The organism is Chromatiales bacterium 21-64-14, assembly GCA_002255365.1.
In the GTDB taxonomy this organism is placed as follows: Bacteria; Pseudomonadota; Gammaproteobacteria; order 21-64-14; family 21-64-14; genus 21-64-14.
Genome location: NCBI01000039.1, coordinates 1 through 26,653, shown reverse-complemented (window position 1 = coordinate 26,653; position 26,653 = coordinate 1). Strand labels below are relative to the sequence as shown.

Below are 26,653 nucleotides of genomic sequence, written 5' to 3'. Positions count from 1 at the left end.
CTCGCGCAGGCGCAGCGGCGACAAAAAATTTTCACGGCATTCACTCGCCCACGAGCGGTTGGATTTTTTATGCTTCACCGCCTGCTGGAACCATGCCCACAGTTTCAGGTAGGCCAGAAAATCCGAACGCTCGTCGTTGAAGCGCTGATGCGCGGCATCCGCCGCCTCGGTATTGCCGAGCCGCCGGTACAAGTCCGCCTGGGCGGCAAAAAACCAATAATATTTCGTCCAATCGTGCTCCGTGCCAAGACCGTCGATCAGGGCCAACCCGGCGGCCGGGCCGTCGCGCAGGGCCACGGCCACGGCCCGATTGAGACGGATGACCGGAGACGGTTCCAGGTCAAGGAGACGATCATACAGGGCGACGATCTGCGGCCAGTCCGTTTGTTCCACGGATTTGGCTTCCGCGTGCACAGCCGCAATGGCCGCTTGCAGGGTGTACGGCCCAAACTCGCCCGATCGCAGGGCCGCCTCCACCAACACAACCCCTTCCCGAATCAGGTGCTGATTCCATCGGCTACGATCCTGATCTTCCAGCAGGATCAAATCGCCTTGTCGATCTGTGCGGACCATGCGCCGGGATTCGTGCAATAACAGGAGTGCCAGGAGTCCCTGCACCTCCGCAGTCGGAAGCAGATCCAATAACAGACGCCCCAACCGTATGGCCTCATCCGATAGATCAACACGCGTAACGGAATCGCCAGACGACGCCGAGTAGCCTTCATTGAACACCAGGTAAATGACCTGCAGCACGGTGTGCATGCGTTCCGGGAGCGCGCGCAGTTCCGGAACCTCATACGGGATCTTCGCTTCGTTGATCTTCGCTTTCGCCCGGACAATCCGCTGGGCAAGCGATGCCGGAGCAATGAGGTAGGCGCGGGCGATTTCTTCCGTCGTCAGGCCGCAAACCTCGCGTAGCGCCATGGCCACGCGCGCCTCGGGCGACAGTGCCGGATGGCAGCAGGTGAAGATCAGCCGGAGCTGATCGTCCCGGATAGACTTTTCATCCTGTTGGGCTGGATCATCATCCCGTGACTCCGGCTCCTCGATCGCGTCCAATGGCGTTTCAAACCTTGCCTGGCGGCGGATCCGGTCGATCGCCTTGAACCGGCCGGTCGACACGAGCCAAGCGCGGGGATTCGCTGGAATTCCCTTTTTTGGCCACTCCTCCAGGGCCGCCCGGAAGGCATCGTGCAAGGCATCCTCCGCCAGATTGAAATCGCCGAGCAGGCGGATCAACGTCGCGAGCACGCGCCGGGATTCGGAGCGATAGAGCTGGCTGATGATCTCGCTGAGCGGTTCCAACGGAGTCACGGCAAATCCCCCGGCCGGTCCGGCGATTCATCATAGCGTGCCGCACGGAATGCGACATGCCCTGGGGGCCTAAGCATTCGGCGCCGCAAGACCACTAACCAGGGACAGTATACTCATTGCGTATCGCCATATCGTTGCCAGAATCGTCTAGGCTGCGCGATGAGTATGCTGTCCCCGGGGAGCCGGGCCTCCCGGGCCAGGCGCCGCGCGCAACTGGCGGAGAATTAAAGGGGTCGGTGACAAATGATGCTCATTTGTCACCGACCCCTTTTCCCCCACGACCAGGATGACGGGTTACGATACGAGCGCGGACTCCGATGCGCTCGGCAAGCGGATCTCCACGCACAAACCGCCTTCTGACCGGTTGCGCGCGTGGACGTTCCCACCGTGAGCCTCCACCGCGCGACGCGTGATCGCAAGTCCCAGGCCGTAACCTCGCAGGCCGTCCGGCTCGTCGTCACGGCCGCGTACAAACGGGTCGAACAGCACTTCGAGTTTATCTGCCGGAACACCGGGACCGTGGTCGCATACCATCACGCTGAGCCATGGTTCGGAAGTGGCGCGTTCCGCACTTACGTCGACGGTGGTACCATCGGCCGTATAACGAATCGCGTTGCGTATCACGTTCTCGAAAGCCCTGAGCAGCAGGGCCGAGCGGCCATGCACCATCAGCTGGTGGCCAACACTCAGTTCCACCCGCTTACCATGTCCCGCCGCCTCGAATCGGGCGTCTTCTACGACGTTTTCCAGCAGCGCGCCAACATCCACATACTCAGCAGGCCCCTGGTCGACGCCGGCTTCAATCCGCGATAGGGTCAGAAATTGACCCACCAATGCGTCCAGGCGCTCTCCTTCGCGCTCTATGCGCTTCAACGCCAGCGGTAATTTATCCGGTTGCTGCCACGCCAAGGCCACGGCGACCTGCAAGCGCGCCAGCGGTGAGCGCAGCTCGTGGGAAACATCACTCAGCAGGCGATTTTGGGCGCCGATCAATGCCTGCAGCCGCCCAGCCATGTGATCGAAATCGCGCGCCAGTTCGGCAGTCTCGTCACGCCGTCCGCCGAGCAGCGGCATGACGCGGACACCCAGGTCGCCATTGGCCAAGCGCTGCGCTGCGCGGCGCAGATGCCCCAATGGTCGGACCAGGTACCAGGCCAGGGCGGCGCTGAACAAAAGACTCGCCAGGAGTGCTACGCCTAGTCGCAGGTAGAAACGGTAGGCGCCGAACGGCCCGTGTCGGTGCAGGTGTGCGAACGGCAGGCGCACTGGAACGAACAACAGGTAAGCATGCCCGCCCGGGGTCGTTACACGACGCACACCTGCTTGCGGCGCTGCATCGGCGAGCGCCGCGCGCGCGCGCGCCAGTGCCCGTTGGGGTACTGGACGACCGAGCGCATCGCGCCCATCATCGCTGACCACCAGAACCGGCAGGGGACTCAAGCCAGGCCATTGCCGTGTGAGGTCGTGTAACGCCGCGAGGCCGCCGTATTGCAACGCTGTAGCGACCGACACCACGTTTCGCGCCGCCCATGGGCCTGCGGCAAGATCGTTGAACTCCGCCACGCGCTGCTGGTTATGCACGTATACCAACAAGCCGACGCCACCACCCATGAACACCAACGTTAGCCAGAATCCCAGGAAAATTTTCCAGAACAGTCGCCCCACGGGCTCACTCCACGATGTACTGGTAGCCCATTCCGCGCACGGTCTGGATTGGGCTGCGGCCGTCGGCTAGGGTGCCGAGTTTATGCCGCAAATTACTCAAGTGCATGTCGATGCTGCGATCGTAGCGCGCTAGCGCCCGCCCCATGGCCTGGGCGGAGAGCTGCGCTTTTCCCACCGTGTGGCCTGCCTCCCGGACCAATACCGCGAGCAGGTTGAACTCGGTGCTGGTCAAATCCAGCGTCTGACCCCGCCACTGTGCGACTCGCTCGGCAGGGCGCAGGGTAAGGGCACCGATGCGGGTCACTTCGCCATTGCCGACCGATGGTAGACCAGTGCGCCGTAAAATAGCGCGCAGACGCGCCACCAGTTCCCGTGGGTTGCACGGCTTGGCTAAATAGTCGTCGGCGCCGAGTTCGAGTCCCACAATCCGGTCGACATCGTCACCTTTTGCCGTGAGCATCAAGACCGGCGTATGCCCACTGTTACGAATACGCTGTAACGCTTCCAGTCCGTTGACATTCGGCAACATGATATCCAGCACAACGACGTCGTAGTGGCCCTCACGTGCGCGACGCGCGCCCGCTTCGCCGTCGTGCGTCATATCCACGCGGAAGCCTTCGGGTTCCAGATACTCCACGAGCATCTGGCACAGCTCCACGTCGTCGTCGATCAACAGCACCCGGCTCATAGTAGTCGTCGGTCCTTCATCACCGCCCATCCGGATCGTGCCACAACGGCCCCGATAGAGTTCCGATTTTACACACCTTTACACGGTCTTACCCGGCTTTGACCGTTACTTGCAGACGGCGCCGCCATACTCCTCCCATCATGCTTTTTGCTTGATGCGGGCCGGCACAATGGCACACCAGGATCCAGATAGTTTGCGAAGGATATGGAAATTAACGGTTCATACGAGTAGCCGAGGGGCACGCCGGACCGATATGCGGCCCGAACCGGAATATATCCCTCATCGACGCAATGGCCACAATAGAGGTAACACCTATGAAGAAACGCAACATTGTACTGACGACGGTACTGGCGGGCAGCGTCCTGGCCCTCTCCGCGGCGGGTATGGCCACCGCCATTGGCGATCCGCACTGCGGTCACGCGGGTTTCGAGCGTCATGCCCATCGCGACGGCGGATTCAGGCACCGCGGCGCCGCGTTCGGATATATGCTGCGTCAGCTCGACCTGAGTGATGCGCAACGCGACAAGATCTTCAAGATCCGCTACGCCCAGGAACCGGCTCTACGCGAGAAGTTCAAGGAACTGCGCAAGGGCCGCGATGCGCTGCGTGCCGCAGCGCTCAGTGAGCCATATCGTGCCGAACAGGTACTGGCACTGGCCGAGGCCCAAGCCAAAACCATGGGCGCGTTGATCGCCATGCGCATGGAAACCATACACCGCATCTATAGGGTCCTGACACCGGAGCAGCGCATGCGGGTAGCCCGCTGGCAACAGCATCATGGCGGTACTGGGGCGGGCGCCGGCTGAGGGGTCGCGAAAGAGCTGGGGGTGGGGCCGGATGGGCCGACCTGTGCTTACTACTAGGGAAGATCCGCCGCCTTGGAGTAACTGGGCTAAACACAAGGGCGGCGGATCGCCTTGACGCGTCAGGCCGGGGCTGGGAAGCAATTGCGCGATTTGATCGATATGCCCAAGCACTCCTGCGAATCAATCGGGTGTGGCCAATTGATACGACATTTCGAGTGCCTAGCGGCCTGATCACGGCCAGTAGTGCATTAGCGACGCCGTCCCGTTGGGCACGGTTAGCGGTGCAGGGTATTGCTGGGAATTCTTGGCGCTTCTGGGAGGACGGGGGTATGACCTGAATGGCGCTTACTTGTAAGCAATTGCGTTTAAGCATAAAAACTTGGCTGGATGTGATCAAGGTAGGGGTTGCGAGACACCCCGGATCACGGCCGGGGCACGGCCGGGGCCAGCCCCCTTGTATCCTACTGGCCGCGTGTGCGCGTATCAACCGCAACAGCTTCGCCGCCGTGCCGCGAACTGTGGCGCCTATGGATTCTTCACTGTCCTCACGGGCTCGGATCTGCTCGAACCGGTGGAATAGTTATCGCAAACTTGCCCCACTGATTGCACCCCATTGGTTGCCTCGAGAGCCTCGGTCACGGACGGAACAGGTTCTCTACCGGCAACGCGTGTTCCAGATCCAACAGAAATCGCTTAATCGGCAGCCCGCCGGCGAAGCCGCTCAGGGAGCCGTTGCTGCCCATTACGCGATGGCACGGCAGTACGATCGGCAGCGGGTTGCGGCCGTTCACGGCGCCGACCGCACGCGCCGCCCGCGGTTGCCCTATCCGCCGCGCCAGTTCGCCATAATGGATCGTCACCCCGTAGGGAATCCGCGCCAGTTCCTGCCATACGGCGAGCTGGAACGGCGTACCGAGCGGATGCAGCGGAAAATCGAACTGCCGCCGTTCGCCGGCGAAATACTGGTGCAGCTGGACGCGAGCAAACGCGACCCCGTCGGCCGAGTGGACTGCGTGTGCCGGCAGTACCTTCGGATGCCGTTCCTGCTCGAACCAGATGCCGCGCAATCCAAACGCGTCAGCTACTAGTCGCAGCGAACCAACGGGGCTCGGCATGTCATCATAGTAGATCGTGCTGTGTGTCATGGGCACCTCCGCCGGGCGGTTCGTGGTGTCTTAGAGATCGAGACGGCATCTGCCGAGCTGCGCCACAGATGTATCGCCGCATACGCACGCCATGGCCGCCATGTGTTGGCCAGGACTTCCAGCGCCTTCGTGCTCAGTTCCGCGCCTCCACCGGCGGCCGCACGGCGTAGGATCAGATCCGCAGCAGGGAACGCATCGGGATGGCTCAAAGCCCGCAGCGCGACGTAGTGTGCCGTCCACGCGCCGATACCCGGAAGCGCTATCCAGCGCGCAACGAATTCTTCCAACGGCTGTTCGCTGCGAAATTCCAGCTTGCCATCAAGAAGCCCGCGCGCCACCGCACGGATCGTCGCTGCCCGTGCCGCGGTCACCCCGAGCGGGCGCAGGTCCGCGTCGGCCAATTGTTCAGGCGTGGGAAATAGTCGTTGCAATCCTGGGATCGCGGGCGGGGCGAGCGGTTCTCCAAAACGCTGTGCCATGCGTGTAGCCAACGTGCGGGCGGCGGCCACGCTCACTTGCTGACCGAGTACCGCGCGCACCGCAATCTCGAAGCCGTCCCAGCCGCCGGGCAGACGCAGGCCGGGGTGCTTGCGCAACAGCGGTTTCAGCACGCCTTCGCGTCCTAGTGTCGCGGCAATCATTTGTGGATCCGCGTCCAGGTCGAACATTTTTCTCAGCCGCGTTATCACGGGCAACATCTGCGTAGGTTTGGCCCCGTGGAGTTCCAACTTGAGTGCGTGTTCGTTTCCCGGCCAAGCGCTCAGCCGCAGCCAGCCCGGCGCGGCACCCGTGCCGAACACACGCGCATAAGCATGTTCATCGATCCGCTCAACGCCCGGTAGCGCGCGGATGCGCAGAAACGCGAGAAGAGCGTTGAAGTCGTACGGTGGTCGGTAAGCGAGCCGCAGCACCAGCGCATCGCTGACATTCGCGCGAGGCTTCCGACGAAGTTCGCGCGGTGGCATCCGGTTTGCTTGAGAGAATGCGGCGTTGAACCGGCGAACGCTGCGGAAACCGGCAGCCAGTGCCACGTCGGTTATCGGCATCGCGGTCTCGGTCAGGAGTTGTTTGGCAAACAGCAGGCGGTTTGTCGTGTGCACGCTGATCGGTGGCACGCCCAGGTATTCCACGAACAACCGCCTCAATTGCCGTGCGCTCACGCCCACGCGCGTCGCAAGCTCATCCAGCGAATGCTCGGTCAACACGCCCATGTCGATCAGTTTCAGTGCGCGCGCCACAGCATGTTCGCCGCGCTTCCACACGGCGTTTCCGGGCGCTAGTTCTGGCCGGCAGCGGAGACATGGTCTGAACCCGGCGGCTTCGGCAGCCGCGGCGTTCGTATAATAGCGCACGTTTTGCGGTTTCGGCGGGGGTGCCGGGCAGACCGGCCGGCAATAGATCCGCGTGCTAACGACTCCCGTGAAGAACAGGCCGTCGAAGCGCGCGTCACGGCTCAGTCGCGCCTGTTCGCAAACGCGATAGTCGAGTAGTGGATGGGTATGCAGTTCGGTCATGCCCACAGGCTAGCACTGCGGCACTCACCACGCTCGCCGTTTTCGGACGTGTATGGCAGCCGTGAGGGAGTGGGGTCTGGCGCCGTTTGTTCCCGTTTGTTGGATCGCCTGCGTGCTTTTCAGTAGCCGGCGGTCTATTGGTCCGATCCGCCGTGGGCAGCCGACCGGCCGCGTACGAACAATCCCGGTTCAGGGGTGGGTGTGCCGCTGGCCGGCTGCCGCGCGCCGGCCAACGGAGTGCCGACTACCTCGAAGCGGTGTTCCAACCCATGGGCGACGATCTCTTGTACCTCGGTCGCGCTTAGGGCGGCGATGGCGTCACGATAGGACGCCACGGGGCGGGGGGCTCCCAAATACAGCGCATCGCGGGCCAGGCGCCGCGCGCAGCTGGCAGGGTGATCCTCCTCCAGGCAGAGCCGCGCGGTCAGGTAGTCCCGGGCAAGCGCGATCTCCGCGGGCTGGGGCCCGCTGGCCGCGAGCCGGTGGACTTCGTGGGCGAGCCGTACTGCGCAGACGTCGAGCACCTCCGGCACCGTGCGCGCGTCGATCCACCATAGGCCGGCATCGGAATAGTGCTCTAGGCGCGATGCCACGTGGTAACACCAGCCTGCTTCGGTGCGCAAGGCCCGGTACATCCGCGAGGTGAGGCCGCCGCCCAGAATGTGGTTGGCGGCAAGGGATGCGATGAAACCCGGCGCACCGGCCGCGGGCGCCGGCATGAGCCACAGCACCTGGCCGCAGCGTTCTGCGTGGGTCAGCTCCAGCCGGCCCGCGCGAAACGCCGGGGCCGACGGACGTATAGGCGCGCCGGCCGGCAACCCGGCGAGCGGCCGGCTGACGCGCACGACTTCGCGTTCGTCTACGTCGCCCACCACCGCGATACATAAACGGCTACCATGTAGAAGCTCACGCCAATACGCCTGCACGGATGCCACCGAGAGCGCCGACGACCCTACCCCCTCCGGCGCACGGGCCAAGCCATGGTTACCCAGGCTTCCGGCCAGTGCTTGCTGTTCCATGTCGGTATCCGTGCCCGATGTGCTGCCCTCAGATTCCCGGGCGATGGCCTCGCATTCATTCTGGAGCGCCAGCGTGGAACCGTCCAGGCATTGAAGACCGGCGACGAACGCACGCAACAGGCCGATCGCCCGGCCGGCGGGCACCAGACCTTCGAGCAGGGTCAGCTCGCGGCCAACGGAGGCGTTGCACTCGCCGCCGGCGGCTTCGAAGGCATGGTAGGGGCCGCCCCCCTCCGCGCCCGCCGCCGCCGCGCTGCGGAATAGCAGATGCTCCAATAGATGGGGCAGCCCCGCGTGCTCCGGCAGCGGATGGCGGCTGCCATGCACCAGCGCGATGACGACCGCGGCGCTTGCGGCGCCGGGGCGGCGTTGCACGATGATGCGGGTTCCGTTCTGGAATTGCGTGTCGGTCACATCCGGAGGTCCGTCATTGCGGTGCGTTGGGTCCGGCGCCGCGCAGCGCTTCTTCATCGCTCAAGCAAAGACCATGCCGGGGTGATTGGCGGGCCGGCGGCCGCGGGGGTGGTCGCTCACGCGAGGATCGGGAGCGGGGCGGCGGCCGATGGCGGCGACGGGCGGGGTTTCCCGCACAGCATTGGTGCGGCCACGCACCGTATTGGTACGTAACGCCGCCGATGGGGGCGCCGGCGGTGCGGCGCGGACTTTATCGGATCCAATCCGCCTGGGCCGCGAAAAACATCGGCTTGGCGTCGATCCTGGTGCCGCGATGACGGCCGCGCGGGCGGACTTTGGGGCGTCGGACGTGCTGGCATGGAGCTTGCTCCATCTTCACCGGAGCGGCGCACACGATGGCGGCGCCGCACCAATGCGGTACTGGATGACTAGGGTTCCGGTCCTTGCGCGGACGTCTGGACCAAGGGTCATCGGCCTCTTACGGGAGGCTACACGGCGGGATAAAAGCCCGGGAGATCGATTGGCTGCGAGCCATGTCGCGGAGTGCCTGTGGGGCCGGTAGCGATACCGGAACCCGCGCGGCGCCACTCGATGTGCGCAGCGGCTCAGTTTCTCGCCACTGTGTAGCGCGATCCGACAGAGGAGTCAGGACGATGCCCCAACGTCTGCACCTGCAACGCGAACTGTTCTGCGCCCCCGTATCCAGCACCAAGCACCACCCGTCCTTCGACAAGACCCAGCTGCACGGCTGGAAATGCAGCCACAAGGAAGCGGAGCTGCCGCACGCCGGGTGGGATGCCGAGGCCGCCCGTTGTCTCGAGCTCGGACTGCCCGGCGCGGAGAGCATCCAGGACCGGTCGATCTCCACCTTCGCGCGCGGGGAGTTGCCGCACTACGCCGGCATCAACACCTTCATGAAGGCGCCCTATTGCGAAGACATCAGCCTGGTGGGCAGGTACGACGCAGCCGTGGTCGGGGTGCCCTTCGACGGGGGCACCACCTACCGCCCCGGGACGCGCTTCGGACCTCAGGGCATACGGCGCATTTCCGCGCTCTACACCCCGTACAACTATGAAATCGGGGTCGACCTCCGTGAGCAGATGACGCTGTGCGACGCCGGCGACATCTTCACGATTCCGGCGAACATCGAGAAGACCTTTGACCAGATCAGCCGCGGCATTGGCCATATCTTCGCCAGCGGTGCGCTGCCGATCATCATCGGCGGCGACCACTCGATCGGATTCGCCACCGTGCGGGGGATCGCGCAGCAGACCGACAAGCGCATCGGCATCGTGCATTTCGACCGCCACGCGGATATCCAGGAAAAGGACCTGGACGAGCGCATGCACACCACCCCCTGGTACCACGCCACCAATCTGCCCAATGTGTTGCCCGAGAATCTGGTGCAGGTCGGGATCGGGGGCTGGCAGGTTCCGCGCCAGGCCATCAAGGAGGCGCGCAAACGCGATACCACCATCATCACCATGCACGACGTGGAGCGCCTGGGGCTGGACAAGGTCGCGGAGATCGCACTGGAGACCGCGTGGCACGGGTGCGATGCGGTGTATCTCAGTTTTGACATCGACTCCGTCGACGCGGGCTTCGTCCCGGGCACGGGTTGGCCGGAACCCGGCGGGTTCCTGCCCCGCGAGATCCTCTACCTGCTGGGGAAGATCGCTAAGGAGGGCATCTGCGGCATGGAGGTGGTGGAGGTATCGCCACCCTATGACACCTCGGATATCACCTCCCTGATGGCGACGCGGGCGATCGTGGACGTATTGGGCGCGCTGGTCGCCCACGGGAAGATGGGCGCGCATCGTCCGATCATCCGTGGTTGGGGCGCATGAAGGGCGCTCTCCGCGGGCGCTTCCCGGGATCGGGCGCGCCAGGCACGCGCGCCGCGCTTCGGCGCATTGCGGCGTTCGTGCTGGGGCTGAACCTGTTGGCCTGGGCAGGCTTGCTGGGCCTCGGGTCGCTAGGGGCGTCGGTGCTCGGCATCGGCGCTCTGGCCTACGGCTTCGGACTGCGCCATGCCTTCGATGCCGACCACATCGCCGCGATCGACAATGTGACCCGCAAGCTGCGCCAGGACGGGCAACGCCCGCTCGCGGTCGGGCTGTTCTTTTCCCTGGGCCATTCGACGGTGGTCATTCTGCTGTCCCTGGGCCTGGTGCTCGCGGTGCGCGAGACCCGCGAACACCTTCCGCAATTGCAATATTGGGGCAATCTGGTAGGGACGATAACGTCCGCCGGATTTCTCACGTTGATCGGCATCGTGAACCTGGTGATCTTTTCGCGTTTGTGGCAGGCGTTCCGGCATCAGCGCCGCTGGGGTCATCTGCAACCGGATCTGCCGGACGCTGAAGTCCAGGCCTTGCTGGAGCGGCGCGGCCTGTGGGCGCGCGCATTCCGGCGCGTGTACCGGAGAATCGACCGCAGTTGGAAGATGTATCCGCTCGGATTCCTGTTCGGGCTCGGCTTCGACACCGCCACCGAGATCGCCATCCTGGGCATCTCCGCGGCAGCGGCCCAGAGCGGCGGCCTGCCGATCTGGGGGGTGATGGTCTTCCCGCTGCTGTTCACCGCCGCCATGAGCCTGATGGATACGCTCGACGGCCTGGTGATGCTGCGGGCGTATGACTGGGCGATGGCCGATACCGGGCGCAAGCTCTTTTTCAATACCGCCATTACCGGCGTGTCGGTACTGCTCGCACTGGTGATCGGCGGCTTCCAGTGGATGGCGCTACTGGCACCGCACGCCGGCGCGGACCGGCGCTTCCCGTTCGCGTGGGCCGCGCCGGACCTGAGCCAGCTAGGCATCGCCGTCACCGCCCTGATGATGGCGGTCTGGTTGGCCGCCTTTGTCTACTACCGCCGTGGCCTCGGACAGCGCGCGCCACGGCCCGGGGATCGTTGCCCTGGTGGCGTGCAAGTGCCGGCGCCGGCGCACCATGGCGGCGCAACCGTCGCCTCGACGAATGGCGCAGCGCCGCGGGCTTCCACATCATCGTGATGATGCAAAACGTTTTTCAACCAGATGGGGTGATTGGCATGAGTTCTGCACCGCTCTGAGCGAACGGTTATCGCAATTGGTGACTAGGGTTCCGCCCGGCCATGCCGGGGTTCTGGTCCAAGAGTCACCGGCCCCGGCTGCGGGGCTACACGGCGGGACAAAAGCCCGGGAGGCCGACATGGATTCATGTCCGCGCTTTCCGGGCTTTTTGTTTGCATGCGGGCTTCGGGTGGACTTCGATGGGAGGTAATCACAATGCGTTTTTTCAAACGATTCGCTTGCATATTTACGATGCTGTGCCTGTTTCAGGGTGGTTTCGCCACTGCCGCGCATGCCGCGATCACGCTCGGGGTGAGCGACTGGCCCGGCTGGGTGGCCTGGTACGTCGCCAAAAAGGAGGGCTACTTCCACAAGTACCACGTGGACGTGAAGCTGGTTTGGTTCCCATCCTATGTGGATTCCATCAACGCCCTGTCGGCGGGCCAGCTCGATGCCAACAGCCAGGCACTCATCGATTCCCTTGCACCGATCGAAAAGGGTCTGCCGCTCAAGGTCATCCTGGTGACCGACAACTCCGCGGGCAATGACGCCCTGATGGTGGCGAACAGCATCCACACCTTCGGAGACCTCACCGGAAAGACCATCGCCGTGGAGAAGAGCTCGATCGAGGAGTATCTGGCCACCACCGCCATGCGCCGGCGCGGCTTCGATCCAAAGAAGGCCAAGTGGGTCTACATGGGTACCGGGGACGCGGCGGCCGCCCTGATGGCGGGGCGGGTCGACGGGGCGGGCGTATGGAATCCGTGGATTAACCGCGTGGCGCTCGCCCACCAGGGTCACGCGCTGGTGACCAGCGCGGACTTCCCGGGCCTGATCCCGGATCTGGTAGTGGCGCAGGAAAGCGCGCTGAAGAAACATCGCCAGGAGTTCGTGGGCCTGGTGAAGGCCTGGTACGACGTGGTGCGCTTCATCCATCGCAATCCGCTGCGGGCGGCGGAGATCATGGCGCCGCATGTGGGGCTCCACGCAAAGGAGTATGAGCTCTCCCTCAAGGGCACGCGGCTGTTCGATGTGCGTCTCAACCGGCAGGCGATGCAGAAGGACCGCTCGCCCGTGAGCCTGTACCGCAGCACCGTGGATACCGGCGCGTTTCTGAAGGCGGTAGGCGCGATCACGAAGGTGCCGGATCCCAGCGCCTTCATCGACCCCTACTATGTGCGCGCGGCCGCGCGGCACTGAGCGGCGGGCGTGGCGCGGGTGATGGCGGAAGGGACACCGGTGGAACGCGCCGATGCGCCGGTCCCGCCGCCGCACCCGCCCGCGCCCGCGGCGGCGCGCGCCCCGGACGTCTGGCAGATCCGTGGTCAGCTTTCGGGACGGCGTTACTTTGTCATCGCGCTGGCGGGATTCGCCTTCACCCTGGGCTTTTGGTGGGCACTATCGGTAAGCGGATGGGTGAATCCGCTGTTCCTCCCGGATCCGCCCACTGTGCTGCATCGCTTCTCGCAATGGCTGTTGCACGGCAGCCTGCTCGCGGATACCCGGATCAGCGTGCTGCGGGTAACCGTGGCGTTTGTGATCTCCTCCGTGATGGCGGTGCCGCTGGGGCTCTACATCGGCGCGTTCGCGCCGGTGCAGGCATTCTTCGAGCCCCTGATGGAGTTCGCGCGTTACCTGCCGGCGGTGGCGTTCGTGCCCCTGGTGCTGCTGTGGGTTGGGATCGGGGAGGGATCAAAGATCGCGGTCATCTGGATCGGCACGTTCTTCCAGCAGGTGCTGTTGGTCGCCGAAGACGTGCGCCGCGTTCCGGTTACCCAGATCGAGGCGGCGCAGACCATGGGGGCTTCACGTGGAGAGATCCTCAAGCTGGTGTTGTTCAAGTCGGCGCTGCCGGGGATCGTGGACACGCTGCGGATCACACTGGGCTGGGCCTGGACCTATCTGGTGGTGGCGGAACTGGTGGCGTCCAATTCCGGCCTTGGGTTCGCGATCCTGCAGGCCCAGCGTTTTCTGCAGACCGACAAGATCTTCGTCGGGATCCTGATGATCGGCGTGATCGGGTTGGTGATGGACCAGCTCCTGCGCTTCATGCACCGCAGGGCCTTCCCATGGCTTTACCACTGAACGGGGCACGCACAAAAGTGACCGCGAAGATCGATGTGCTCGGGCTCTCGAAGGTATTCCCATCGCCGCGGGGCGACCTGCATGCGCTGGAAGACGTGAGCCTGTCGGTCCAGGAAAATGAATTCCTGGCCCTGGTGGGCGCCTCCGGCTGCGGCAAATCTACGCTGCTACGCATCGTTGGCGGGCTGGAGCTTCCAAGCGGCGGGGAAGTACGGGTCAACGGCCGGCCGGTTACCGGGCCGGGCTGCGACCGGGTCATGGTGTTCCAGGACTACAGCCTGTTCCCCTGGCTCACCGTAATGGAGAACATCCGCTTCTGCCGGTTGCTCAAGGCGCACCAGCAGGATTCGAGTGAGGCGGACGCCGCATCCGCGGTGGACCGCTCCTACGCGCTGCTGGAGCTGATGGGCCTGGAGCGGTCCAAGGACCGCTATCCGAACCAGCTCTCCGGTGGCATGCGCCAACGTGTCGCCATCGCGCGCGCCCTGATGTCGCGTCCCGAGGTGCTGCTCATGGATGAACCGTTCGGGGCACTGGACGCCCAGACCCGGGAGGTCATGCACGATCTGATCCTGCACCTGTTCGAGATCGAGCGCACCACCATCCTGTTCGTCACCCACGACGTCGAGGAGGCGGTCTACCTGGCCGACCGGGTCGTGGTACTTGCGCCCAGCCCGGGGCGAGTGGATTCCACCCACACGATCCACCTCCCGCCACCGCTGCAACGGGAACAGGAAATCAAACTCGCCGCGGATTTCATCGCGCAGAAGCGCGTCATCCTCGAGCGCATCCGCGCCACCTCGGGGGTACAACGCGACCTGGACACGATTCGGCGTCTGGCGCGGCTGAGCCGCACGTCCGGCGGCACCGACGCGCGTTCACACTGACGCGGCCACGCCCGGCGTGGGCAGATCGGCCAGACCGGGTCAGACCCGATCAGACCGGCACCGCGTCCAGCATGCCGGCGCGGATCAGGAACGCCTCCACGCCGTCCACCCCGATCCCCGTCTTCAGGTTGGTGAACAGGAACGGGCCCTCGCCACGCATTTTCCTGGCGTCGCGTGCCATCACCTCCAGGGAGGCACCCACCAGCGGTGCAAGATCGATCTTGTTGATCACCAGGAGGTCCGAGCGGGTGATCCCCGGGCCGCCCTTGCGCGGGATCTTGTCGCCGGCCGCGACATCGATCACATAGACGGTCAGGTCCGCCAACTCGGGACTGAACGTGGCACTCAGATTGTCGCCGCCGCTCTCCACCAGCACCAGGTCGAGTCCGGGGAAGCGCCGTTCCAGGTCATCGATGGCCGCCAGATTCATGGACGCGTCCTCGCGGATCGCGGTATGGGGGCAGCCGCCGGTCTCCACCCCGACGATCCGCTCCGGCGCCAACGCCTGGCTGCGCACCAGGAACTCCGCGTCCTCGCGGGTATAGATATCATTGGTGACCACCGCCACCTGGTAACGCCCGCGCAGACGTTTGCACAGCGTGTCCACCAGGGCGGTCTTGCCGGATCCCACCGGGCCACCCACGCCCACCCGCAGAACACGATCTCGGTTCATTGTGCTGATCCTCCAATAGAACGGTTTACCGCGGCGCACCCGCTCACGAACGGAACAACCGGGTGTACTGGGTTTCATGACGCGCGGCGGCGACGGCAACCCCGGGGGTGCTCGCGCCGATGGCGTCGTCGGGCAACGCCAGGCCCCGGCGCACCGCCGCGCCCAGTTCCTGCCCGATGGCGAACGCGATGCGCTGGCCCGCGCTCTGCCCCAGGGGGACCAGCTTCACCGCCGCGGAGACCTGGTTCTCCAGCCACGCCCAAAGATGGCCGGTCGCCGCCTCCGCCACGCCCAGGTTCCAGCGCGCCGCGGCCAGCGCGAACAGACACGCGAAGCTCGCATCGCGATCCGCCAACCACTCCGCGGCCTCGTCCACCCCGAGCGTCGTCAGGACCCGGGCGAGGGCCGTGCCCAATTGGCGATCCTCCGCCAACAGTTCCGCCGCACCGCGGGTGGCCAGCAGCACCTGGCTCCAATACCGGGCGCGCGCGGGATCCGCGCGGACCCAGGCGTCATGGCAGCGTGCCAGCACCGGTACATCCGCCACTGCCGGGCCGTGGTGGAGATGGCCGCGGATCCAATCGGTGGCGCTGCGCTCGTCGTGTACCCAACCCGCGGCGGCCGCCTGCTCCAGCCCTTGCGAGTAGGCATAGGCGCCGACCGGCAACGCCGGACTGATGAGCTGCCACAAGCGCACGCGCGCGGCCTCCGCGTCCGCGACCGCGGCGGTCTCAATGGCCGTGGGAATGTCCACCGCCGTGCCCCCCGTGAAACGCCCCGGCCTCGGGCTCGAACGGCGCCCGCTCGAACACCACCTGCAGGCCGAGTTCCACCGCCAAGGCGTCCAGCACATGATCGTGCAGGTAACGGACCCAGCCGGACCCGATCTGGAGGGCGACGTGCCGGTTGCCCAGGTGATAGCAGGCGCGCGCCAAGCGCCACGGATCTTCGTGACGGGCGGTGGAAACCGCCTCCGCCGCCGCGCGTACCCGCACCAGGGGCCCATCCTCGGCGCGCAGCAGATCGCCGTGGCGCAGAATGGTACCGCGCGGCAGGAACAGGCCCGCTTCCCGGCCGTCGTCCAATTGTGTGCGCAGCCGGCTGCGCTGGCGGTCGGCGAACGGAAGCGTCACGGTGCTCGGCGCCGCAGCCACCACCGAGTCCGCGGCCAGTTGTTCGATGAGTCGGATCATTCCCACGGTGCAGGCGCTCAGAACAGGAAGTAGCGTTGGGCCAAGGGCAGCACGCTGGCTGGCTCGCAGGTGAGCAGTTCACCGTCGGCGCGTACCTCGTAGGTCTGCGGATCCACGTCGATCCTCGGCAACCAATGGTTATGCACCATGTCCTTCTTGCCGACCGAACGGGTGGCGCGCACCGGGGACAGACGCTTGGCGAGCCCCAAGGGCTCGCCCACTCCCGCGTCATAGGCGGCCTGGGACACGAAGGTCAGAGAGGTCGCCTGCAGGGCCCGGCCGAACGCCGCGAACATGGGCCGGTAGTGCACCGGCTGTGGGGTCGGGATGGACGCGTTGGGGTCACCCATGAGTGCCGCCGCGATGAACCCGCCCTTGATCACCAGCGAGGGCTTGACCCCGAAGAACGCCGGACGCCACAGCACGATGTCGGCGAGCTTGCCCACCTCCAGCGAACCCACCTCGTGGGCGATCCCATGGGTGAGGGCCGGGTTGATGGTGTACTTGGCGACGTAGCGCCGCACCCGCAGGTTGTCGCGGCATGCACCATCGCCGGGCAGGGCGCCGCGCTGTACCTTCATCTTGTGGGCGGTCTGCCAGGTCCGCGTGATGACCTCGCCGACCCGTCCCATGGCCTGGGAGTCGGAGGCGATCATGGAGAATGCGCCGAGGTCGTGCAGGATGTCTTCGGCGGCGATGGTCTCGCGCCGAATGCGCGATTCCGCGAACGCGACGTCTTCCGCGATCGCGGGGTCCAGGTGATGACAGACCATGAGCATGTCCAGATGCTCATCCACGGTATTGACCGTGTAGGGCCGCGTGGGATTGGTGCTGGACGGCAGCACGTTGGGTTCGCCACAGGCGCGAATGATGTCCGGCGCGTGACCGCCGCCGGCCCCCTCGGTGTGGTAGGTGTGGATCACGCGGCCGCGGAACGCCGCCAGGGTATGCTCCACAAAGCCCGACTCGTTGAGGGTGTCGGTATGGATGGCCACCTGGACGTCGTAGTCGTCTGCCACTGACAGGCAGCAGTCGATCGCGGCCGGGGTGGTGCCCCAGTCCTCGTGCAGTTTGAGGCCCATGGCGCCGGCTTCCACCTGCGCGCGCAACGCATCGGGCAGGCTCGCGTTGCCCTTGCCGAGAAAGCCCAGATTCATGGGCAGGCCGTCCGCCGCCTGCAGCATCCGGTGGATGTTCCACACCCCCGGCGTGCAGGTGGTGGCGTTGGTGCCGGTGGCCGGGCCGGTGCCGCCGCCCAGCATGGTGGTGATGCCGGACATGAGCGCCTCCTCCACCTGCTGCGGACAGATGAAATGGATATGGGCGTCGATACCCCCGGCGGTGGCGATCAGCCCCTCTCCGGCGATGACCTCGGTACCGGGCCCGATCACGATCTCGACACCGGGCTGTACGTCTGGATTGCCGGCCTTTCCGATGGCCGCGATGCGCCCCGCGCGGATGCCGATGTCCGCCTTGACGATGCCCCAGTGATCGACGATCAGCGCGTTGGTGATGACGGTGTCCACGGCCTCGGGGGCCCCGCGCTGGCTTTGCCCCATACCGTCACGGATCACCTTCCCGCCGCCGAACTTGACCTCCTCGCCATACAACGTGCGGTCGCTCTCTACTTCGATGAACAACTCGGTATCGGCCAACCGCACCCGGTCGCCGGTGGTCGGGCCGAACATTTCCGCATAGGCCTGGCGGGAGATGCGCGCCATCACGGCTGCTCCAGCGGGCCCATGATCTGGCCCCTGAAACCGAACACCCGGCGCGCGCCCGCGTAGGCGACCAAGGTCACCTCGCGTTCCTGTCCCGGCTCGAAACGAACCGCGGTACCGGCCGCAATGTCGAGGCGGAAGCCGCGCGCGGCATCCCGGTCGAAGGACAAGGCCGCATTGGTTTCGTGGAAGTGATAGTGGGAACCCACCTGTATCGGACGGTCACCGGTGTTGGACACCGTGAGGGTCAAGGTCGGGCGCCCTTCGTTTAGGGTGATCTCACCATCCGCCACCAGATATTCGCCCGGGATCATGCGCAGCCCTCGTTTATAGGATTAGAGATGATTCGCCCGGTCCGGCGCCCAGTCAGCCGATCGGGTTGTGCACCGTGACCAGTTTCGTTCCGTCCGGGAAGGTGGCCTCCACCTGAACCTGATCCAACATCTCGGGCACGCCCTCCATCACATCCTCGCGCATCAGCAAGGTCGCGCCGTAGCTCATCAGCTCTGCAACGCTGGCCCCGTCCCGGGCACGCTCCAGCAACGCTGCGCTGATGTACGCCGCCGCCTCCGGATAGTTGAGCCGGACACCGCGGGCCTTGCGCCGTTCGGCAAGCAGCCCCGCCGTGAACAACAGCAATTTGTCCTTTTCCCGTGGAGTAAGATCCATGGTCTTGTCCTTAGCGGTTGGCGCGGTTGGCAGGTCCCGTCGATGCACGCTGGGCCATCGTCACGTCCTCCAGATCCTGGGTTGCCGGGCGGCGCGGCCCAACACCGCGGGGCGGATGATGGCCCACGCCCGTTCCAGGCAACGCCGGGCCCGCGCAGTACTCTCTCCCAGATACCGGCATACCAGCACCTCATCCAGCAACGACGCCGTAAAACCGGGTTCGTCCACCGCGCACCGGCGCACCTGATCCCGCAACGATGCGTCCGCCGGTAGCGCCACCAGGGTGGCCGATACCGCGTGGCCATGCAGTCCCCATGGCCCATGGAGGACCCCGCCGCCACCCGTCGCTTGCAGCCGTTCCATCAGCAACGGCCGTTCGCCACGGTGGACCTGGAAGCGCTGCGCAATCGACCCGGCCGCAAAGCGTTCGTCCGCCGCCGGGCGGCCGAGGCACAGGATCTCCCAGCCGAGAAAGCGCGCCCCGGGCTCCAGGTCGACGCGCGTCACCGTGTCCAGTGCGCCGCCCTCGAACACGATCAGCTCCTGAGGCAGCCATTCCAGCGCTGCGTCCCTGCGCACCTGCAGGTGTTGTGTCACTACCACGCCCGGCCCGTTGCTGCGGTAGCATTTGGTCGCGCCCGGCGTCGTCATCAGCACGTCGGCCCGGGGCGCGCAATCCACCTCCAGTTCCAACGCGTCGCCCCCGACCATGCCCCCGGGCGGATGAACCAGCACGACGTGACAGACCGGCCCCTCCGGATAGAACGGGCGCTGCACGAGCAGCGGCCCGCAATGGCGGCGATGGGCCAGCACCGTGCGCGCGCCCGTGGGTAGCGTGCGCGGTTCGAAGGCCAACTCCAGGCGCGCCCGCCAGCCGTGCTGCATCGAAACCGCCGCCATGTTCCTGGCCTCTGCTACCCTGGCTGCCACGCGCCCTGAACCCGCCTCCCGTGTCGTCATCCGCCCCGTGATGAGGCAACGGTGGACCCGCTTGCGGACCCGCGGCCCCGCCCTGCACTCGAAACGGGCGTACTGATTGCCTAACTCAGCAAGCTCCATGCCATCACCGGACGGCGCGTGCTTCGTGCGTGGTAGAAACACGCTGTATATCCCTAAAACTTGATGGATTTTCAGCGAGAAACCGGCACCACCGGAAGCCGCTGAATACGCCCCGCGCACCGTTACGGGGCGCGCGGAGACCCGCCGCTTGGGCCGCCACGCGTGAAACCCTGCGTTAGCTGACCTCGAGATAGCGCCGTACCGTGCCGTCATCCAGGTCCGCCATGGCGCCATGGGCCGACACGGCGCCGCGGTCCATCGCATAATAGGTCTGCGCCACGGAGCGCACGAAGGCCATTTTCTGTTCGACCAGCAGCACGGTGAGTCCCATTTCGCGGTTCATGGCCAGGATCGCCCGGCGTATGTCCTCCACCAGGTTCGGCTGAATCCCCTCGGTCGGCTCATCCAGCAGCAGCAGGGTCGGCCGCGCCATCAGCGCCCGGGCCAGCGCGAGTTGTTGTTGTTGCCCGCCGGAGAGATTGCCCGCGCGGCGCCGTAGCATGGTGCGCAACACCGGGAAGTAGGCGAAGATCTCATCGGGGATGGAGGGTTCGGATTCCGCGCACGCGAACCCACCGAGCAGAATATTCTCCTGGACACTGAGCTGGGGCAGGATCTCGCGCCCTTGGGGAACGTAGGCGAATCCGCTGCGGGCGCGGCGATAGGTAGGTGTACTAGAGATATCGACGCCACGGTAGCGGATACTCCCCTGCCACACCGGCAACAGGCCCATCAAGGCCTTCAGAAAGGTGGTCTTGCCGACACCGTTGCGCCCCAGCAGGCAGGTTACTTGGCCCTGGTGTACCTCCAGCGCCGCGCCGCGCACCACGGTAGCGGTGCCATAACCGGTGGTGAGGTTCTCCACCTGGAGGAGGGGCGGGTTCATGCGGTCTCCACTCCCAGATATACTTCGCGCACCTGTCGATCTTCGCTGACCCGTTCGAACGAACCCTCCACCAGTTGGCGGCCCTGGTGAAACACGCAGACCCGTTCGGCGATCCGCCGCACAAAGCTCATGTCGTGCTCGATCACGAGCACTGACCGGGAACGCGCGATCTCTTGCAGGAGTTCCGCGGTACGCGCCACTTCATCCAGGGTCATGCCGGCAACCGGCTCATCCAGTAACAGCAGTTTCGGCTGCATGGCGAGGGCCATGCCAATCTCCAGCCACTGGCGCTGACCATGGGACAGGGACGTCGCGACACTACGCGCGTGCGCCTTGAGCCCGATAGTTTCCAAGGCGGCCTCGATAACTTGCCGGGTATCGTCGGCCAAGCGTCCCGCCACGGCGTGCCAAAGTCCCTTCACAGGCGCGGCGGCCACGCGCAGGTTTTCCCAGACGCTTAGTTCCGGGAAGACACTGGGGGTCTGAAATTTCCGCACCATCCCCAGCCGCGCGATCCGGTAATCGGGCAGTTCCGTGATATCGCGCCCCAGGAACCGTACCGAACCGCTACGTGCGCGGGTCCGCCCGGTGATCACATCCAGGAACGTAGTCTTGCCGGCGCCGTTGGGCCCGATCACCACCGTCAGTCGATTTTCGTACAATACAAAGCTGAGGCGGTCCAGCGCCCGGAAGCCGTCAAATTCCACGACCAGGTCGCTCACCTCCAGTATCGACTCGCCCGACCCGATCATGGCCGGGAACGCCCGGTTCGACGCCGCGCGAGGTCGACAAGACCCATCAGTCCGCGCGGGAAGAACAGCACGACTATCACAAACATCGCGCCGACCAGGAACAGCCAGATGTCAGGATACGCACTGCTCAGATAGTACTTGGCATAGTTGACTACGAGGGCTCCAGCCAAGGCCCCACTGATCGTGCCGCGGCCACCCACCGCCACCCAGATCACCATCTCGATGGATGGCACGACCCCCAGCATCCCGGGCGCGATGATCCCGTTCTGCGGGACATAGAGGGCACCGGCGAGCCCGGCGCACAATCCCGCAAGCCCGAACACGAATGCCTTGAAGGTGGTCGGATTGTACCCAAGGAACCGCAGGCGGTTCTCGCCGTCCCGCACCGCACGGAGCAGGACACCGAAATTGGAACGCGTCAGGATCCAGGCCAGCGCAAAGACCGCGGCAAGGATACACACGGTGAGTTCGTACATCGCGACCTGGGTCCCGCGGGCATAGAAGGAATGCCCGAAAATTGATCCGAAACCGGTCAACCCCGAACTCCCCCCGGTGAACTGTTGCTGGTCCACGACCAGGGTCGAGGCCGCCACCGCCAGCGCCTGGGTAATAATGGAAAAGTACACCCCGCGAATACGGCTGCGGAACACCACGACGGCGAACAGATACGCGAGCAGCCCCGGCACGGTCAGGATCATCAATAGAGTCAGCGAAAAGCTCTCGAACGGGCGCCACAGCAAGGGCAGCGTCGTCACCCCGCTCCAACTCATGAAGTCCGGCAAGGTCCCCGGCGCGAGTCCCTGTAGTTTTAGATACATCGCCGCCAGGTATCCGCCGATTCCGAAGAAGACCCCCTGGCCCAGGCTCAAAATGCCCGCATATCCCCAGATCAGATCCATCCCTACCGCGAGAATCCCCAAAGCCAGAAACTGACCCAGCAGATTGAGGGAGGTCTGATGAAGCACCAGCGGGGCCATACTCGCGGCTACCAACAGGCCGGTGGCCAGCAGCGCGCCGGTACGGACGGGTCCACTTCGGTCCCCTGCGGATGGGGCCGGCACGGCCACGCTGCTCACCGCGCCTCCATGGTCTAGTCCAGCACGCGGGTGACGGAGGGGAACAAACCGCCGGGCCGGGCCTGCAGGAACAGGATGATCATTGTGAACACGACGACCCGGGCCGCGGTGGAGGAAGTGAAGTACTCCACTAATGCATGGACCTCGCCTATTGTGAGGGCGCCGACCACCGTTCCGAGGAGCTGACCGACCCCGCCGAGCACCACTACCATGAACGAGTCGACAATATAATTCTGGCCGGTCGTAGGACCTATGGATCCGATGAGCGCCAAGGCGCATCCGGCGAGTCCGGCAAGGCCGGACCCAAACGCAAAGGTCAGCGCATCGATGCGTCGTGTGGAGATGCCGCAGCTTGCCGCGATCGGGCGGTTTTGCATCACCGCACGCATCATCAGCCCGGTCCGTGTACGGTAAAGGAACATGAAGATCCCGAACAGCGAAAGAGCCGCGAGTCCCAGAATGAACAGCCGTACATAGGGCAACTGCACGGAACTACCCAGCGCCAGCCCGCCGGTAAGCACGGCGGGAGTCCCGACAAAGACGTTGTTGGAACCGAAGATCGTGCGAAAACTCTGTTGCAAAATCAGGCTTAGTCCCCAGGTCGCCAGCAGGGTTTCCAGGGGACGGCCGTATAGATGCCGAACCAACAGCACTTCGATTACCCAACCGAGGAGCGCGCTGACCAGAAACGACATCGGTATGGCAACCGCATACGACCACCCAGACAAATCTGGCGCGAGGTGCGCGAAGGCCTGTTGGCAAAGATAGGCCGTGTATGCGCCCATGGTCATCAGTTCGCCGTGGGCCATGTTGATCACGCCCATGAGCCCGAATATCACCGCCAGGCCCAGGGCCATCATCAACAGGATCGATGCCGTGCTCAAGCCGGTGAAGATCTGTGAAAATGCGGCTGCAGCATCCATCCACGCGCACCTCGCGTCAGTTTATCCGTAGTCCTGAACTGGGAAACGCGCTTTTAGCGTTTCACCAATCCACCGCGTGCCCAATCACATACCATGTTGGAGATGTAACGGCTGTAGGGCTCCGGCTTAACCAACCCATCGGACTTCCATGCCTCTTTGAACATGCCGTTTTCGGTAATCTCACCGATGCGCGCGATCTGATACATGTTCTGGTTGCCCGGATCCACATGCACTTCACCCTGCGGGGCATTGAAGCGCACCTTGCCGACCGCGGCACGAACCGTCATTGGGTGGAAACTCTTGGCCTTCTCGACCGCAAGTTTCCATAGGTAGACGTTGAGATATCCGTGCTCGATGGGGTCATCGGTAACCTGGGAAGTCCCGTAGCGCTTCTTGAACTCGGAAACGAATTTCGGATTCGTAGCAGTATCAGTGGTCTCGAAGTAGTTCCAGCTCGCGTAGTGGCCCTTGCAGTACTGCGGCCCGATGCCCTGGACCTCCACCTCGGCGACACTGACCGCCAAGATGGGCGCCTTCTCCGGAGTGAGTCCTGCCGCCGCGTACTGCTTGTAGAAGGCGACGTTGCTGTCCCCGTTGATGGTACTGAAGACGACATCGGCCCCGGACTCGCGGATCTTGTTCACGATGGTCGCGAACTCCATGTGGCCGAGGGGCGCGTATTCCTCACCTGCAAGCGTGCCGCCCATGGCCTTCAACTGACCCTTGATGATCGCGTTCGCGGTCCGTGGGAACACGTAATCCGATCCGACGAGGAAGAATTTCTTCCCCTTGTTCTTCAACAGCCAGGTCACGGCAGGCTCGATCTGCTGATTCGGGCAAGCGCCGGTATAGATGATGTTGGGGGAGCACTCATTGCCCTCGTACTGGACGGGATACCACAACAGGTTTTTGTATTGCTCGAAGACCGGCTTGACGGCCTTACGACTCGCCGATGTCCAACAACCGAATACCGTTGCGACGTGATCCCGGGTGATCAGCTCGCGCGCCTTCTGCGCGAAGGTTGGCCAATCCGATGCACCGTCGACCACCACCGGTACGATCCGTTTCCCCATAACGCCGCCGGCGGCGTTGACCTCCTCGATCGCCATCAACTCGGCGTTCTTGACCGGGATCTCGCTGATCGCCATGGTCCCGGAGAGGGAGTGCAGGATGCCGACCTTTACGGTACCGCCGGCCAAAGCCTCCGGCATCTTGCCGATCAGGCCTGGGCCCATTGCGGTGGCCCCCACAGCGAGCGTGCTCTTGATGAAATTTCTGCGATTCAGTTTCATCGGGAACTCTCCTTCCAAATCTTATGGGTTTTTGGCTGCCACGATCACTGGCTACTGTTAAAACGCGAAGAGGAACTGGGCGGCCACGGTATCGTCACTCTTGTGGAAGGTCCCATTCGTCGCACTCTGGAACGCCGCGATGTTGGCCCAATCATGGCGATACTCCAACTTCACGGTGAGATACTTTGCGGGGTAAAACAGCAGCGCGGTGGTAAGCGCCTGCCTGCGGGTTCCCTCATTCGGATTCGTCGGATCGGTGATGAAGCCGTCCTGAAAGTCACCGACAATATGGCCGCCGTTCTTGGTGTCATCCAGATAGTCGTAACGGAGCGTGGCGCCAACCATGGGCATGATCTTGTAGTTACCCAGCAAGGAGAATCCGTACCATTCCGCGGCCTGGCCATTCGCCGCACCGCGATCCTGATAGCCGTGGTCGAACTGCCCGCTGAGGGTCACCGGCCCACTGGCGTAGGTGGCATCCAAGTCGTTGAAATAGCGTGTAGTAGGGCCGATGGTGGCAGGGTTGGCGGTCGCGACCTTGCCGATCGTGCCGTACAGGCCATAGCTGAAGGAGGATGTAGGTGCAACCGAGAACCGGTATTCCAGGGTTGGTTCCCGGAAGCTGGTGTTGAAAGTGGTGTTCCAGGTGTTGGCAATGAGCACTTGCGCCGTATACGGCCCGGTCGCGTACTGGCCACCGGCCCCGGTGAAGAACCCGGGCTCACTGAAATCGTACAGGAGGTTGTGGGTGACCGTGTACATCGAAGTGGAAGTCTCGGATTCGTAGCCGTCCCACGCCGGGATCTGACCACCGATCACTGAGAACTTGTCGGTCACCGGAACGGTGAAGTTGGCGGCGTTGATAATGCTGCCGGAAGCGGCGCCGTATCCGCGGTTGGGCATGATCTGGATATCGATCGAGCTACCACCCGCGAACTTCTTGTTGACGTCCAGAAACAGGTCGCCGAAGGTGCTGTGGTAAAAGGTGTAAGGGGCGTTCTTATCGCCGAAAAAGAACGAGGCGATGTTCTGCTGGCGATTGTAGATGTACGTTGGATCGATATAGCCGGAAACGGTTATCCCGCTCAGAAGCCCGGCGGGCCCTTCGAGCTGGTTGACCTTGGCGGTCAGCGTACTTACCTGTTGACTAAGACTTTCGTCGGCTGCCGCGAACCCCGGTATTGTGAGCAATGCCACCCCGAGCAAAGTAAGTGCGTGGGTGTGGCGGCTGTGTAAAGAGCGAGCTTGTGACATGGCATTGTTCTCCGTGTTAATCCCCTGGCGAACAGCGCGCACCCGGGAATGGGCGCGTGTGTCGTGTTACCGAGTCGAAGGCTGTAATGCAACAAGCGGGCCACGCGATACCAGGGCCGAAAATTGTCGTGCTATCAGCTAATTAACAACAGTGCCTGGCTGCGCAAGGACACTTGCCGGGACCGAGGGCGCATCAGTTCGGTGCGCGGATGCGCAAATGGTGTGCGTTCGAGCCGGTGTAGCACTGATTTAGGGCGGGGCCGCCACGGATCGCTTGAGCAACGCGGCCCACGAGTTATTACCGGCGCCGAATGTCGGTGGTGCGCACGGCGGCGGGTGCGCGAAACCGCTCCGGAAGGCAACGCACGGCGCCCCTCAAACGGTAAAATTCCGGGACCGATCAGGTCAACGCGGGAATCGCGCCCCTAAGCTGCTGGCCGGCGGCGCATACCACGGGGCTGGTGGGTCGTAAGCGTTCAAACCAGGCCGTTATTGATCCGCGACCGCGATATCTGATTTCATGGGATTGTGGGCGAACTTCGTTTTCCAAACACGCGGCGTGAGAT

Annotated in this window: 25 protein-coding genes; 6 read left to right on the top strand and 19 right to left on the bottom strand. The window is 64.2% G+C overall.

Going from position 1 to position 26,653, the window contains the following annotated elements; genetic code table 11:
• The 3 genes from B7Z66_13415 to B7Z66_13405 form a co-directional block, all read right to left on the bottom strand.
• On the bottom strand, positions 1-1,341 hold a 1,341-nt coding region (locus tag B7Z66_13415; GenBank protein OYV75337.1), incomplete at its 3' end, for a hypothetical protein.
• A gap of 267 nt (positions 1,342-1,608) precedes the next feature.
• On the bottom strand, positions 1,609-2,979 hold the full coding sequence (locus B7Z66_13410) for a hypothetical protein (GenBank protein ID OYV75333.1): 1,371 nt from the start codon (positions 2,977-2,979) through the stop codon (positions 1,609-1,611).
• Between the two features lie 4 nt (positions 2,980-2,983).
• Positions 2,984-3,667, bottom strand: coding sequence for a DNA-binding response regulator (locus tag B7Z66_13405; GenBank protein ID OYV75332.1), 684 nt, complete (start codon positions 3,665-3,667; stop codon positions 2,984-2,986).
• A gap of 290 nt (positions 3,668-3,957) precedes the next feature.
• Here B7Z66_13405 and B7Z66_13400 point away from each other — a divergent pair, with 290 nt between their 5' ends.
• Positions 3,958-4,473, top strand: coding sequence for a hypothetical protein (locus B7Z66_13400; GenBank protein ID OYV75331.1), 516 nt, complete (start codon positions 3,958-3,960; stop codon positions 4,471-4,473).
• Positions 4,474-5,108: 635 nt separating this feature from the next.
• On the opposite strand, the gene B7Z66_13395 is transcribed toward B7Z66_13400, so the two are convergent.
• The 3 genes from B7Z66_13395 to B7Z66_13385 form a co-directional block, all read right to left on the bottom strand.
• Entirely contained in the window at positions 5,109-5,618 is a 510-nt protein-coding gene (locus B7Z66_13395) for a cysteine methyltransferase (GenBank protein OYV75330.1), read from the bottom strand.
• On the bottom strand, positions 5,615-7,132 hold the full coding sequence (locus B7Z66_13390; GenBank protein ID OYV75329.1) for a DNA methylase: 1,518 nt from the start codon (positions 7,130-7,132) through the stop codon (positions 5,615-5,617). Before B7Z66_13390 ends, B7Z66_13395 begins: the two co-directional genes overlap by 4 nt.
• 134 nt (positions 7,133-7,266) lie before the next feature.
• On the bottom strand, positions 7,267-8,622 hold the full coding sequence (locus B7Z66_13385) for a hypothetical protein (GenBank protein ID OYV75328.1): 1,356 nt from the start codon (positions 8,620-8,622) through the stop codon (positions 7,267-7,269).
• A gap of 596 nt (positions 8,623-9,218) precedes the next feature.
• On the opposite strand from B7Z66_13385, the gene B7Z66_13380 reads away from it, so the two are divergent.
• The 5 genes from B7Z66_13380 to B7Z66_13360 all read left to right on the top strand — a co-directional run bounded on the left by B7Z66_13380 (position 9,219) and on the right by B7Z66_13360 (position 14,589).
• Positions 9,219-10,412 (top strand): agmatinase, encoded by a 1,194-nt coding sequence (locus B7Z66_13380; GenBank protein ID OYV75327.1) that lies wholly within the window; start codon positions 9,219-9,221, stop codon positions 10,410-10,412.
• The gene (locus B7Z66_13375; protein ID OYV75326.1) at positions 10,409-11,578 is read left to right on the top strand and encodes a hypothetical protein; all 1,170 of its coding nucleotides are present in this window, start codon (positions 10,409-10,411) and stop codon (positions 11,576-11,578) included. The genes B7Z66_13380 and B7Z66_13375 overlap by 4 nt, the downstream gene beginning before the upstream one ends.
• A 255-nt stretch (positions 11,579-11,833) precedes the next feature.
• On the top strand, positions 11,834-12,817 hold the full coding sequence (locus B7Z66_13370) for an aliphatic sulfonate ABC transporter substrate-binding protein (protein ID OYV75325.1): 984 nt from the start codon (positions 11,834-11,836) through the stop codon (positions 12,815-12,817).
• Between the two features lie 21 nt (positions 12,818-12,838).
• Positions 12,839-13,702: a nitrate transport permease nrtB gene (locus B7Z66_13365; protein ID OYV75336.1), complete on the top strand. Its 864-nt coding sequence runs from the start codon at positions 12,839-12,841 to the stop codon at positions 13,700-13,702.
• Positions 13,687-14,589: a sulfonate ABC transporter ATP-binding protein gene (locus B7Z66_13360; protein OYV75324.1), complete on the top strand. Its 903-nt coding sequence runs from the start codon at positions 13,687-13,689 to the stop codon at positions 14,587-14,589. Before B7Z66_13365 ends, B7Z66_13360 begins: the two co-directional genes overlap by 16 nt.
• Positions 14,590-14,638: 49 nt before the next feature.
• Here the strand turns inward: B7Z66_13360 and B7Z66_13355 are convergent, their stop codons facing one another.
• From B7Z66_13355 to B7Z66_13295, 13 genes are all read right to left on the bottom strand, one after another.
• A complete protein-coding gene (locus B7Z66_13355; protein OYV75323.1) occupies positions 14,639-15,262 on the bottom strand; it encodes an urease accessory protein UreG in 624 nt (207 codons plus the stop codon).
• A 43-nt stretch (positions 15,263-15,305) separates the two neighbouring features.
• Positions 15,306-16,010: an urease accessory protein UreF gene (locus tag B7Z66_13350; GenBank protein ID OYV75335.1), complete on the bottom strand. Its 705-nt coding sequence runs from the start codon at positions 16,008-16,010 to the stop codon at positions 15,306-15,308.
• Complete coding sequence (locus B7Z66_13345; protein OYV75322.1) at positions 15,994-16,455, bottom strand: urease accessory protein UreE; 462 nt, start codon at positions 16,453-16,455, stop codon at positions 15,994-15,996. The genes B7Z66_13350 and B7Z66_13345 overlap by 17 nt, the downstream gene beginning before the upstream one ends.
• Before the next feature lie 17 nt (positions 16,456-16,472).
• On the bottom strand, positions 16,473-18,176 hold the full coding sequence (locus B7Z66_13340; protein OYV75321.1) for an urease subunit alpha: 1,704 nt from the start codon (positions 18,174-18,176) through the stop codon (positions 16,473-16,475).
• Complete coding sequence (locus B7Z66_13335) at positions 18,176-18,490, bottom strand: urease subunit beta (GenBank protein OYV75320.1); 315 nt, start codon at positions 18,488-18,490, stop codon at positions 18,176-18,178. The genes B7Z66_13340 and B7Z66_13335 overlap by 1 nt, the downstream gene beginning before the upstream one ends.
• A gap of 52 nt (positions 18,491-18,542) precedes the next feature.
• Positions 18,543-18,845, bottom strand: coding sequence for an urease subunit gamma (locus B7Z66_13330; protein ID OYV75319.1), 303 nt, complete (start codon positions 18,843-18,845; stop codon positions 18,543-18,545).
• Between the two features lie 60 nt (positions 18,846-18,905).
• Positions 18,906-19,745 (bottom strand): hypothetical protein, encoded by an 840-nt coding sequence (locus B7Z66_13325; protein OYV75318.1) that lies wholly within the window; start codon positions 19,743-19,745, stop codon positions 18,906-18,908.
• 334 nt (positions 19,746-20,079) lie between these two features.
• A complete protein-coding gene (locus B7Z66_13320; protein OYV75317.1) occupies positions 20,080-20,790 on the bottom strand; it encodes an urea ABC transporter ATP-binding subunit UrtE in 711 nt (236 codons plus the stop codon).
• Positions 20,787-21,542 (bottom strand): urea ABC transporter ATP-binding protein UrtD, encoded by a 756-nt coding sequence (locus tag B7Z66_13315; protein OYV75316.1) that lies wholly within the window; start codon positions 21,540-21,542, stop codon positions 20,787-20,789. The genes B7Z66_13320 and B7Z66_13315 overlap by 4 nt, the downstream gene beginning before the upstream one ends.
• A complete protein-coding gene (locus tag B7Z66_13310) occupies positions 21,539-22,519 on the bottom strand; it encodes an urea ABC transporter permease subunit UrtC (protein OYV75334.1) in 981 nt (326 codons plus the stop codon). The genes B7Z66_13315 and B7Z66_13310 overlap by 4 nt, the downstream gene beginning before the upstream one ends.
• A gap of 113 nt (positions 22,520-22,632) precedes the next feature.
• A complete protein-coding gene (locus tag B7Z66_13305; GenBank protein ID OYV75315.1) occupies positions 22,633-23,541 on the bottom strand; it encodes an urea ABC transporter permease subunit UrtB in 909 nt (302 codons plus the stop codon).
• 53 nt (positions 23,542-23,594) lie between these two features.
• A complete protein-coding gene (locus B7Z66_13300; protein OYV75314.1) occupies positions 23,595-24,833 on the bottom strand; it encodes an urea ABC transporter substrate-binding protein in 1,239 nt (412 codons plus the stop codon).
• A gap of 57 nt (positions 24,834-24,890) precedes the next feature.
• On the bottom strand, positions 24,891-26,087 hold the full coding sequence (locus B7Z66_13295; GenBank protein ID OYV75313.1) for a hypothetical protein: 1,197 nt from the start codon (positions 26,085-26,087) through the stop codon (positions 24,891-24,893).
• Positions 26,088-26,653: the final 566 nt, after the last annotated feature.